Here is a 9,273-nt window from a genome sequence, read left to right as displayed (position 1 = left end):
GGTTTGGAGTCGCCCTCACCCCCCAACCCCCTCTCCCAACCTTGGGAGAGGGGGAGAAAATGTCTCTCACAAGTGTCTGAAACAACGGTGTCTCGTTCTACAATTTCTCACCTTGACAGGGCTGGCATTGCCCACCCTACGAATGATTAATACTTCACAAGCATAGAACCTTTTTCACTGGGGGATGTTGGGTTGCGCTACGCTTCACCCAACCTACTGTAGTCCACGCGGCTACATTGATTATTGACCGTTGTTTTCAGGGGGGTTACTGGCGGACGGACGACGGTTGATGACTTGATCGATTAAGCCATAATTTTTCGATTCTTCAGCGGACATGAAGAAATCTCGGTCGGTGTCTTGCTCAATGCGCTCTAAGGGTTGTCCGGTTTGACGGGATAGGTGTTCGTTGAGCAAGGCTTTGAGATAGAGAATTTCTTTGGCTTGAATTTCAATATCGGTTGCTTGGCCTTGCGCTCCGCCGAGGGGTTGGTGGATCATAATGCGGGAGTGGGGGAGGCTCATGCGTTTGCCTTTTGCACCGGAACTGAGCAAGAATGCGCCCATACTGGCCGCTAACCCCACACAGATGGTGGAGACATCGGGCTGAATTTGGTTCATGGTGTCAAAAATGCCCAGTCCGGCGGAGACTGATCCCCCAGGGGAGTTGATGTAGAGATAAACGTCTTTTTCGGGGTCGTCTGCTTCGAGATAAAGCAGTTGGGCGACAATTAAGTTGGCAATTTCGTCGTCAACTTGTTGACCTAAGAAGACAATGCGTTCTCGTAGGAGACGAGAGTAAATATCAAAGGCTCTTTCGCCACGGCCTGAAGATTCGATTACTGTAGGGATCATAGGATTGGTTTTCTGATGTGCTTTCTATTGATTGTAGCGAGTTGTGGCTGGCTCTGTCTTTGATTCAGGCAATAACTACTTTGGGGGCGAGTAGGGGTGGGGTTTTCTGGGGGAGGGGTTCGCCGATGCCGAGAAATTGTTGGTCTGGGTTATACACTTGGATAAATGGGGGGATTTCGGAGTGGGCTTCTAAGGGGACTTGCTGCCCATTACACCAGCGTTTGGCTGTTCCGGTGGGGAGGGTGATGCTGGGCAGGTGGGCGAGGGGGATGGCGGGGGAAAGGGGGGTAAATGTGCCTTGGGTGAGTTGTTCGCTGAGGGTTTCGAGGGTGATGCTGTGGGCTAAGTCCATGGCACAGCTTCGGGTGCGGATGAGTTGGGCTAATGTGCCACCTGTCCCTACTTTATCGCCTAGGTCTCTTGCGATCGCACGAATATACGTCCCACTCCCACAAGCAATTTTAATCTCCAGTTCCGGATAGTCCCCGGACTGCCAGTTTAAAACCTCAATGTCATACACTTCCACGGTTCGCGGAGGAACATCCACATCTTTCCCGGCCCTGGCTAACTCATAGAGGCGTTTCCCTCCCTGTTGAATAGCACTGTAAGCGGGGGGAATTTGCGTTATTTTGCCCACAAATGCTTCAAGATGGGGTTGAATATCCTCTAAGCTCAAATGGGACGCAGACGCGCTTTCAATGACCTCTCCTTCGAGATCATCGGTGCTGGTTTGCACCCCGAAACGCACGATCGCGTGATAAACTTTCTCTTCTGGCATATAGGATAAGAGGCGAGTGGCTTTCCCAAAGGCAATGGGCAAAACCCCGGTTGCTTTCGGGTCAAGGGTCCCCCCATGCCCCACTCGCTTGAGTTGCAGCAATTTACGCACTTTCGCTACACAGTCATGGGAGGTTAGGCCGAAGGGTTTATGTAAGTTGAGGAAACCGAGTTGGTTGTTGGTTGTTTGTTCTTGGTTCTTCGTCATAGGCTATGATCTGAGACTTCCGACTCTCCTAACACTCTCTAGCAATTCAATATTTTTCACGCATTCCCTTAAAGTCTTGCTGTGATGCGTTTCTGACCTTCCTTTGGGAGCGTGTTCGACTTCTAACTTCCAACAACTGTTTACTGTTTACTGTTTACTGTTTACTGCTTACTGTTTACTGTTTACTGTTTACTGTTTACTGCTTACTGGTCTGTCTTGCTCAAGTTTGGCTAACCGTTGCTCTATCTCCTCTAACCTCTGGTGACACGGGGTGAGTCCCAAGTAATATTTGAGGGCAGAGACGACAATATCTGATTTTGATTCTCCCGTTTCCCGCATCCGAGTTGCGATCGCTTCATGCAACTCAGAGGAAATTCTGACACCGATAAATGGCTTAGGCATACCCTCAAAACCAACAATCACCAGTAACCTGAACTCGATTCAGACTGGATGATAACAGTTTTTTGCGAAAACTGTTATCATTGTTAAGTTTAATTAACTAATTCAAACTAAAATAATTTTCTCTCATCTTTCCCTTGACAAAAAAAATTACGCAAAGCAAGAGAAAACACGGTAAAATCTCCCTTTGGATTGATGTTTTTGCATAAGTAAAAAAACCTATGTTATCATTCTGATAACAAAAAGCATCAAAAAATTTCACTGTCATTATTCAGTTAAGAAAAGTGGAACACCACAAAGGAAAAATCCTAGTGGTTGACGACGAACCTGCTGTCCGACGAATTCTTACCACTCGTCTCTCTATGGCAGGATACCAAGTCGTTACCGCAGCCGATGGCGAAGAAGCTCTTGCACTTTTCACCCAATCCCCCCCAGATTTAGTTATACTCGATGTAATGATTCCCAAAGGGGACGGTTATCAGATTTGTCAAGACCTTCGTAGCACCTCGGACGTTCCCATTATTATGTTAACTGCCTTGTCTGATGTTGCCGATCGCATTGCAGGACTCCGCATGGGAGCGGACGATTATTTGGTGAAACCGTTTTCACCCAAAGAATTAGAAGCTAGAATCAATACCATTCTCAGACGGTTAAAAAAGACCCCTTTATCCGCCTCACCCGAAAACGGTATTTTACAAGCGGGTTCGCTGTTTGTTGATTGTAACAGGCGGCGAGTCTATCTCAATCAGCAACTGGTACGGTTAACAGAGATTGAATTTAATGTGCTAGAACTCCTAATCAACCAAGCGGGTGAACCCCTCTCTCGTGCGGACATTTTACAAGCCATTTGGGGCTATGCTCCCAGTCAACCAGGGGATTTACGCTTAGTCGATGTCCATGTCTCCCGCTTACGGGGCAAAATCGAGGTTGATCCCAAACAACCCGAATATATTATCACCGAGCGAGGGATGGGATATTCTTTTCAACGACGGTCTGGACGGTCATCTCAACCCGTGGGCATTGGCCAAGAATGACCCCAGACTTATCTTAGATTAATTTAAAAAAAACGGGGTACAATCGCCCCGCTTTTCCTATTCTGCCCTTACGAGCCATTTTTGATTAAATGGGCTTCCAAGAACCAGAGGCGTTTATCGATCGCACGGGAAATTTCCGTATAAAGATCGGCAGTATCCGCATCTCCGGCCTCATCGGTACTGGCAATGGCCTCCCGGACGTGCTTGGCGTAGGCCGCATACCGTTCCGCCAAAGCGGTCACATGATCTACCCCATCCACAATCGTCAAAGGATACTCCTCTAAAATAGAATTATTCGCCGCCACTCGTGCGGTCCCATTGGCCACCGCACCCAACGCGGTAATCCGTTCGGCCACCATATCCACAAATTCTTCTAACTCACCGGCCATCTCATCAAAGAGCAAGTGCAAGGAATAAAACTCCATCCCCTTCACATTCCAATGGGCCTGTTTGACTTGGGTTTTCAAGTCTAAGGTAGTCGCCAGAGATTGGCTGAGTGTCGCAACTACAGTGCTACGGATATCTGCACTCAGATCGATCCGAGTCGGATAAAACTTGTTCATGCTAGATGCTGCGGTCATGGTCTTTTACCTTATAGGTTATCGCTAATCTGAACTCGTTATGAGTTTATATAAATCTATCATACTCATAATGACTATGACTTGGCAAGTTTTGTAGGTGAGAGTTGGGGAAGTGAACCACAAAGACACAAAGGACACGGAGATGGGGGAGAAGGAGAGAGGAGAGAGGAGAGAGGAATGAATCAAAAATTAAGAAATATTATTTAAACTTTACCTAAATAAGAGTAAGCACTTTAAATGAAACAAAAAATATAACAAAACAATAAACTACACTACGAAAAATCGCTACTTGTTATCATAACCTCTCCCTTTTCAAAAAACCTTGCTAAAATATAAAACTTTCTGAACCGATCCCCTGCAAAAAATTGTAAAATTCCTTGCAATATTAATTAACTTCTAATAGTCTTAATGTCGTCTTAACACTTAGAACTTTGGGAAAAAATTAAAATAATAAATGTAGGGGTAATCCCACAATCTCCTAATTTAATCCCTTGTTCAGAAGTCTATTCATCACCCAACTCCATCACCCAACGAGATTTCCTAACAGCGAGGACTCAGCCAATGCTTAACCTAGATCACGAACAGACTCAAATTGACCCATTGGACTTAGAACAACAGTCCATTCATACCTGCGCTCGCGTTCAGCCTCACGGCATTCTCCTTGTTTTAGAAGAACCGAGCTTAAAAATTCTGCAAGTGAGTCAAAATACTCGCACCCTTTTAGGAATTAAACCCGAAAATCTACTGGGACAAACCTTAGAAACCATTCTCGACCCCTTTCAACTAGAACGGTTACAAGCAGGACTCTCCCAAGAAAACTTTGAATATATCAATCCCAACAAAATTTGGATTAGAAAACAGGGAGACGACTACGCCGTCTTTGATAGTATCTTTCACCGTAACCCAGATGGAGTGCTAATCTTAGAACTTGAACCCGCCTTTGCTCCCGAAACCATTCCCTTCTTGAGCTTTTATCACCTCGCGCAAGTCTCCATTAACCGACTGCAAGAAACCGGGACATTACGGGACTTTTGCCAAATTATCGTCCAAGAGGTGCGGCGATTAACCGATTTTGATCGGGTGATGCTCTACCAATTTGACGATGATGGCCACGGGGAAGTCGTTGCAGAAGAAAAAATCCCAGAACTTGAACCCTATTTAGGGTTACATTACCCAGAGTCTGATATTCCCAAAGTTGCCCGTCAGATGTTCGTGGCCAACTGGATACGCTTAATCCCTGATAGTCACGCGCATCCCGTTCAGATTACCCCAGAACAAGACCCTCGGAGCGATAAAGACTTAAACTTAACCAACTCCATCCTCCGCAGTCCGTCCCCCTGTCATCTCGAATATTTACACAACATGGGAGTTGGCGCATCCCTCACCATTTCCCTTATTAAAGATGGGGAATTGTGGGGCCTCATCGCGTGCCACCACCGCACCCCGAAATATGTTCCCTACGAACTGCGGAAAGCCTGTGAATTCCTCGGACGGGTGGTATTTTCGGAAATTTCAGCACGGGAAGAAACCGAAGACTTTGACTATCGGATGAAACTCGGCCAGGTGCAAACCGCGTTAATGGACTATATGTCCCAAGAGGAGAACTTCATTGATGGGTTAAGCAAACACAGTCCCAACTTGTTGGACTTAGTGAACGCTCAAGGGGCTGCCATTTGCTTTGGGAATAATTACACCTTGGTGGGGAAAACCCCAGGGGAGGAGGATTTAAAATACCTGATTCAATGGTTGAAACTCACCCTCGAAGATGAGATTTATTATACGGACTCGTTGCCCATTATTTATCCCGATGCGGAACGGTTCAAACAGATGGGGAGTGGGTTATTAGCCATTTCTATTTCCCGTAATACTTACGTTCTCTGGTTTCGACCGGAAGTGATTCAAACGGTAAACTGGGGAGGCAACCCCAACAACGCTTACGAAACCCACCACCACGAAGGCGAATTACGCTTATCTCCCCGGAAGTCCTTTGAACTGTGGAAAGAAACCGTTAAATTCACCTCGCTACCGTGGAAACCCGTGGAAGTGGATGCAGCCTTAGAACTGCGGAAAGCCATCATTAATATTGTCTTACGACAAGCCGATGAATTGGCGCAACTCGCCCAAGACTTAGAACGCTCTAACGCTGAGTTGAAAAAGTTTGCCTATGTGGCCTCCCATGACTTACAAGAACCCTTAAATCAAGTGGCCAACTACGTGCAACTGTTGGAAATGCGCTATCAAGAGCAATTAGATAGTGATGCCGATGAGTTCATCAATTTTGCCGTCGAAGGGGTGAGTCTCATGCAAACCCTGATTGATGATGTGTTGGCTTATTCTCGCGTGGATATGCAGGCCGTTGAGTTTGCCTTAACCGATGTAAATGCGGCTCTAGAGCGTGCATTAAGTAATTTACGGGGACGAATTGCCCAAACTCAGACTAAAATTACCTATGACTCAATGCCAACAGTAATGGCGGATGAGACGCAGTTAATGCAGCTTTTCCAAAATTTAATTGGTAATGCGATTAAATTCCGCAGTGAACCCCCCCCTGAAATCCATATTGGTGCGAAACGGCTTGAGGATGCGTGGTTATTCTCAGTGCAGGATAATGGCATTGGTCTAGATTCGCAATTCAGCGATCGCATTTTTGTGATATTCCAACGACTACATACCCGAGACGAATATCGCGGCACGGGAATGGGGTTAGCCATTTGTAAAAAAATTGTCGAATGCCACCGAGGCCGCATCTGGGTTGAGTCCGAACTCGGTGAAGGCGCGACTTTTTACTTTACAATTCCAGTTGGGAGAAGTGGACGTGAGCGTAGAAGAGGACATCAAACACAAGGTCATCTTTTTGGTCGAGGACAATAGAGCCGATATTCGGTTAATCCAAGAAGCCTTAAAAAATAGTGTCGTCCCTCACAAAGTCATCACTGTGCGGGATGGGATCGACGCTATGGCCTATCTGCGTCGGGAAGGGGAGTATGCGGACTCTCCCCGGCCTGACCTGATTTTATTAGACTTAAACTTACCCCGAAAAGATGGAAGGGAGGTGCTTGCAGAAATTAAAGATGATCCGACACTCAGGCGAATTCCAGTTGTCGTTTTGACAACCTCTCGCAATGAGGATGATATTCACCAAAGTTACGATTTGCACGTGAATTGTTATATCACCAAATCCCGTAACTTAGGTGAATTATTCAAAATCGTGAAAGGAATCGAGGAGTTTTGGTTAGCCACCGTAACACTCCCGGATGATTAATCAACATTTCTCGATTCTAATATTGATTATGCCCTTGCCCTGAACTTCAAAATGTGAAAACTGAGCAAAAGGTGAAAACTGAGCAGTAAAATCAGTTTTCGCACCATTGAAGCAACATATAGTCAACTGTAAAGTTGCCCACCTACTTAGATCAAGGATGGCACTGCGAGATTCATTAAAAATTTTGCTGATCGAGGATCATCTAGCAGAAGCACGACTCCTGCGAGAATTTCTCAAGGAGTCAAAACTACAAGATTGGCAATTAATCCATGTCCAACGGTTACAGGATGCAGTGGAGCAACTGAAACTGGACTCCCAAAAGCGGATTAATATTATTCTCCTCGATCTCACACTTCCCGATAGTCAAGGGTTAGATTCCTTAATCCCCTTGCTACAACTCGCACCGAGTGTTCCCATTGTGGTGTTAACCAATACTAATGATGATGAATTGGCCTTGACTGCCGTTCGTCAGGGAGCGCAGGATTATCTGGTGAAGCGTCATGTAACCGCAGAAGGGTTAGCACGCTCTCTCTGTTATGCCATTGAGCGTAAACAAGTCATGGAAATGTTGCGGGAGGATAATGCGGCCTTGAGCATGAAAGTGGAGGAGCGCACCCAAGAGTTAGTCAAAGCACAGGAGCAAAACCAACTGAAAACTGAGTTGGTGTCCATGTTTTCCCATGACTTACGCAACCCCTTAAACACTATCTTAGCCTCGGCTGGACTCCTGGAAGATAGTCAAATTCAGTTAAGTGCGGATAAGAAAGTTAGACTCTTTCGACAAATTCGTTCGGCCAGTAAGAGTATGGCCCAATTACTGGATGAGGTGTTACTCATCGGCAAAGCAGACACCCATCAATTGCAATGTCATTGTACCCTCCTCAATTTACAACGCTTATTACTGGATTTAAGTGAAGAATTGCAAGGGCAGATGGACAACCCAGAGCAATTAGATGTAACCTTTGAGGGAGTCTGGAAAACAGCCTATTGGGATGAAGGACTCTTGCGACACGCTTTCATCAATTTGCTCAATAATGCGGTGAAATATTCCCCCGACGGGGAAGTGGTGGAAGTATGGGCCTGTAGCTCCTTAGAGCAAGTCACCGTTACGATACAAGATCATGGGATTGGTATTCCCTTAGCTGATCAAGAGAATTTATTTCAACCTTTTCATCGGGCTAGGAACGTGGGCCAAATCACCGGAACTGGGTTAGGATTAGCTATTGTGAAACGATGCGTTGAAATTCACGAAGGCACAATTCAGGTTAATAGTCAAGAGGGCAAAGGTACTATTTTTACTGTCACCCTCCCAGTGTATCTTAAAACTGATACTGGCGATCGCCAATCCAAAGACTTACAGGCACAGCATTCCCATTCCGACTCACTTTAACTTCCACCACAAACGGAATTGTCTGCTCTTCTTGAGTTTCCGCATCTTGAGGTTGAGTGGGACGTTGTAGGGAACGAATCTGACGATTAATTTGCTCCCGTTGGTCTTCTGGCAGATAATACCGTTCTAACCCATAATTCACTGTACCATAACGGCTCACCCCTTCAATCACCACCCGATCCGCCGCTACATTATCGGGAAGACTAGATTGAACTTGCACAGGTTTCCAAGGAGCAGGAATTTCCCCCCTCGACGGAGACTCCGGTTGTTCTAAAATAACATAAATCCGACTCCCCGTTTTTAAAGACTCCGAATTTCCTTCATTTTTGGGGAGAGACTCCCATCCCGGAAGGTTGCGTAATGTGTTGGTTTGTGCAATTTCATAATTCAAGGTTTGGTAATATCCCCGTAAAAAATCATAGGGATCAACTGGAGCAGTTTGCAAAATCACAGTTGTCCCGATTAAATGAGTATAAACGGCTTGAGCCGGAACAGCCAAAATTAATGCAATCTGTAAGGAAATCGGTAATAAAAATCGCCAAATGGGTAAACGGTTTTGATTGGTCATTTTTCTTTGTTATTTGTCATCCTTGGGTTGAAACCCAAGGCTAAGAGTTTAAACCCGTTGAAAACGGGTTAAAAGTCATCCTTGGGTTAAAACCCAAGGCTAAGAGCTTAAACCCGTTGAAAACGGGTTAAAAGACTAAGTTTTTTCTGGTCATCCTTGGGTTAAAACCCAAGGCTAAGAGCTTAAACCCGTTGAAAACGGG

At 45.7% G+C, this 9,273-nt stretch carries 8 protein-coding genes and 1 pseudogene; 4 read left to right on the top strand and 5 right to left on the bottom strand.

The features are described 5' to 3' along the window. Positions 1-240: 240 nt before the first annotated feature. The 3 genes and pseudogenes from clpP to PN462_RS10705 all read right to left on the bottom strand — a co-directional run. A pseudogene (gene clpP / locus PN462_RS10715) lies at positions 241-858 on the bottom strand (ATP-dependent Clp endopeptidase proteolytic subunit ClpP); the annotation flags it as partial. Positions 859-916: 58 nt separating this feature from the next. Continuing rightward, positions 917-1,837: a tRNA pseudouridine(55) synthase TruB gene (gene truB / locus PN462_RS10710; protein ID WP_272128183.1), complete on the bottom strand. Its 921-nt coding sequence runs from the start codon at positions 1,835-1,837 to the stop codon at positions 917-919. 189 nt (positions 1,838-2,026) lie between these two features. Beyond that, on the bottom strand, positions 2,027-2,239 hold the full coding sequence (locus tag PN462_RS10705; RefSeq protein ID WP_272128182.1) for a hypothetical protein: 213 nt from the start codon (positions 2,237-2,239) through the stop codon (positions 2,027-2,029). Positions 2,240-2,520: 281 nt separating this feature from the next. On the opposite strand from PN462_RS10705, the gene rpaB reads away from it, so the two are divergent. Next, complete coding sequence (gene rpaB / locus PN462_RS10700; protein WP_272128180.1) at positions 2,521-3,270, top strand: response regulator transcription factor RpaB; 750 nt, start codon at positions 2,521-2,523, stop codon at positions 3,268-3,270. Positions 3,271-3,338: 68 nt separating this feature from the next. Here rpaB and dps read toward each other — a convergent pair whose 3' ends face one another. Beyond that, the gene (gene dps / locus PN462_RS10695) at positions 3,339-3,851 is read right to left on the bottom strand and encodes a DNA starvation/stationary phase protection protein Dps (protein ID WP_272128179.1); all 513 of its coding nucleotides are present in this window, start codon (positions 3,849-3,851) and stop codon (positions 3,339-3,341) included. Positions 3,852-4,412: 561 nt separating this feature from the next. Here dps and PN462_RS10690 point away from each other — a divergent pair. The 3 genes from PN462_RS10690 to PN462_RS10680 all read left to right on the top strand — a co-directional run bounded on the left by PN462_RS10690 (position 4,413) and on the right by PN462_RS10680 (position 8,503). After that, positions 4,413-6,722: a sensor histidine kinase gene (locus tag PN462_RS10690; RefSeq protein WP_272128178.1), complete on the top strand. Its 2,310-nt coding sequence runs from the start codon at positions 4,413-4,415 to the stop codon at positions 6,720-6,722. Then, positions 6,667-7,113 carry a response regulator gene (locus tag PN462_RS10685; protein ID WP_272128177.1) on the top strand — a complete coding sequence of 149 codons (447 nt, stop codon included), beginning with the start codon at positions 6,667-6,669 and terminating at the stop codon, positions 7,111-7,113. Before PN462_RS10690 ends, PN462_RS10685 begins: the two co-directional genes overlap by 56 nt. Positions 7,114-7,270: 157 nt before the next feature. Beyond that, positions 7,271-8,503 carry an ATP-binding response regulator gene (locus tag PN462_RS10680; RefSeq protein ID WP_272128176.1) on the top strand — a complete coding sequence of 411 codons (1,233 nt, stop codon included), beginning with the start codon at positions 7,271-7,273 and terminating at the stop codon, positions 8,501-8,503. Here PN462_RS10680 and PN462_RS10675 read toward each other — a convergent pair. Beyond that, complete coding sequence (locus tag PN462_RS10675) at positions 8,433-9,071, bottom strand: GDYXXLXY domain-containing protein (RefSeq protein WP_272128175.1); 639 nt, start codon at positions 9,069-9,071, stop codon at positions 8,433-8,435. The genes PN462_RS10680 and PN462_RS10675 overlap by 71 nt on opposite strands. Between the last annotated feature and the right edge of the window lie 202 nt (positions 9,072-9,273).

Source organism: Spirulina sp. CS-785/01 (assembly GCF_028330525.1).
GTDB lineage: Bacteria > Cyanobacteriota > Cyanobacteriia > Cyanobacteriales > Spirulinaceae > JAQMSD01.
Note: the sequence above shows the minus strand (reverse complement) of the source record. Positions and strands in the feature narration are given on the sequence as shown.

Excerpts from the sequence above, each read along its gene's own strand:
- PN462_RS10680 (WP_272128176.1), top strand. The coding sequence starts at position 7,271 with ATGGCACTGCGAGATTCATTAAAAATTTTGCTGATCGAGGATCATCTA.
- PN462_RS10705 (WP_272128182.1), bottom strand. The coding sequence starts at position 2,239 with ATGCCTAAGCCATTTATCGGTGTCAGAATTTCCTCTGAGTTGCATGAA.
- truB (WP_272128183.1), bottom strand. The coding sequence starts at position 1,837 with ATGACGAAGAACCAAGAACAAACAACCAACAACCAACTCGGTTTCCTC.
- dps (WP_272128179.1), bottom strand. The coding sequence starts at position 3,851 with ATGACCGCAGCATCTAGCATGAACAAGTTTTATCCGACTCGGATCGAT.
- PN462_RS10690 (WP_272128178.1), top strand. The coding sequence starts at position 4,413 with ATGCTTAACCTAGATCACGAACAGACTCAAATTGACCCATTGGACTTA.
- PN462_RS10675 (WP_272128175.1), bottom strand. The coding sequence starts at position 9,071 with ATGACCAATCAAAACCGTTTACCCATTTGGCGATTTTTATTACCGATT.